1 protein-coding gene is annotated in these 2136 nt (G+C 67.7%); it reads right to left on the bottom strand.

All coding sequences use genetic code 11. The annotated features are described in order from the left end of the window. Nucleotides 1-2136: 4Fe-4S dicluster domain-containing protein (locus tag MUO23_04460; GenBank protein MCJ7512202.1), on the bottom strand; the 2136-nt coding region annotated here is incomplete at both ends.

The raw sequence follows: 2136 nt of genomic DNA, 5'->3' as shown, positions 1-2136 counted from the left end.
TCCTGTGCCGTCGTGGATCTGGCTCCGGCAGGACATCCCGGCTGCCGCCACCGCTTTCCCCGATTCATGCGCCAGGCGCACGGCCGGCAGCAAAGACAGCTCAGCTACCTGCCGCGACAATTGGTAGTGCTCGCGCTCGTAGCCAAACGATCCTGCCATTCCACAGCAGCCGGACTCGATCTCGTCCACCATGTCAGCGGCGTGCCCCAGCATCTCGAGCGTTGGCCCCGAGCCCACCAGGCTCTTGACATAGCAGTGCCCGTGGAGGGCGACCGCCGCCGTCCGGCCCGAGGACGGCAGGCGGGCGATGGGCTTCTCGCCGTCGGCGCCAGGCCGAGTCAAATACTCCTCAATCAACATCGCTTGATGGCCGATCACTTGGGCTCGGGGGTCGGAGGGGAAGAACTCCAAGTACTCATCGCGCAACGTCAGGATGCACGACGGCTCGAGCCCGAGGATCGGAATCCCGGCTTCGGCAAAGCCATGCAGTGCAGCCAGATTGCGCTCGGCCGCCTGCCGCGCCTGGCGCAGCATTCCTTTGGAGATCATCGGCCGGCCGCAGCACACCTGGCCCGCCGCCAATTGGACCCGACATCCCACTGCCTCCAAGACCGCGACTGCCGCCATCCCGATCTCCGGGACCATGGTCTCGGTGTACGTATCCAAAAACAGGACGACATCGACATCTCCGCCGGCAGGCTGGCGGGAGGCGAACCACTGCGAGAACCGGCGGTCGGCCAAGGGCGGGAAGCTTCGCTGGTGGGCAACCCCGAGGACCGCCTCACCCATCCTCCGCACGAGGCGCCACTGGGAGACCGCGTTCACCACGGGGGCTATTCGCGTCCCGGCAAGGCTGAGGCGGGCGATATTGCCGAATAGCCGGCTGCGCAGCGGCAGTCCGTGCTCGGCCTGCCAGGCGTTCAGGAACTCGGCCTTCAGGCGTGCCATGTCCACGGCCGAGGGGCATTCTGCCTTGCAGCCTTTGCATTCCAGGCACAGGTCGAGGACCTGGAAGACCTCCTCTGAAACCAGGCCGGAGGTCCCAAGCCGTCCTGACAACGCCGCCCGCAGCAGATTGGCCCGCCCGCGGGTCGAGGCTGACTCGTCGCGCGAAGCCTGGTAGGAGGGGCACATCACCCCCTGCGCCTTCAGACAGACTCCGGCACCGTTGCACAGCTCGACGGCCGGAGCGAAGCCCCCCTCGCGGCCGAAGGCCATGATCGTGGCCACCTCCGCCGCCTGGTAGGCCGGGCCGTAGCGCAGCGAGGGCCCGGCCTCACGCGCCCCGCCGCATACGCCATCCGGCACGACCTTGCCCGGGTTCAGCAGGCCCGCCGGGTCGAAGGCCGCCTTCACGTCCCGGAAGGCCTGCATCAGCTCCGGCCCGAACTGCATCTCATTGAACCGGGTGCGAGAGAGCCCATCTCCATGCTCGCCGGACAACGCGCCGCCCATCTCCAGCGCAAGCTGGGCAACCGCTTGCGCGATCCCCTGCATGGCGTCCACACCCTCGGCCGACTTCAGATTCAGGACCGGCCGCATGTGCAGGCAGCCGGCAGAGGCATGCGCATACCACTCCCCGGTGGTGTCGTGCTGGCGCAGGATGCTGTCCACTCGCCGGGTGTACTCGCCCAACCGCTCCACTGGAACCGCAACGTCCTCGATGAACTCGACCGGCTTGCTGTCCCCCGGGACGGACATCAGCAGCCCTAACCCCACCGTGCGGACCGCCCACAGGTCGGCCTGGGCGCCGGGATCGGCGAGGATTGTTCCTTCGGGCGGAAGACGCCCGGCTGCCGCCAGGGCTTCGGCCTGAGTCCCGGCCGAGTACTCGATGACCAGAAGCGCCTCGGGGTCGCCATTCACGAAGCCAAGCTTGCGGGAGTAGCTCGGGATGGCACGCGCCCGCTCGAGCAGCGAGCGAGGCAACAGCTCAACCGAAGCCGGGCGCGAGCGGAGGATCTCGGGCGTCGCCTCACAGGCCTGAGTCACACTGGCGAATGGCAGCACGACCAGCACCGAACTCCCCGGCAGCGGGACGATTTGGAGCACAGCCTGCCGCAGGATGCCCAGTGTCCCCTCCGAGCCGGCATACAAACCGGTCAGATTGATGAATTCGGGGCGGGCATACGGCCT

It is taken from the genome of Anaerolineales bacterium (genome assembly GCA_022866145.1).
Classification (GTDB): Bacteria; Chloroflexota; Anaerolineae; order Anaerolineales; family E44-bin32; genus PFL42.
This window is presented reverse-complemented; position numbering and strand designations above follow the sequence as displayed.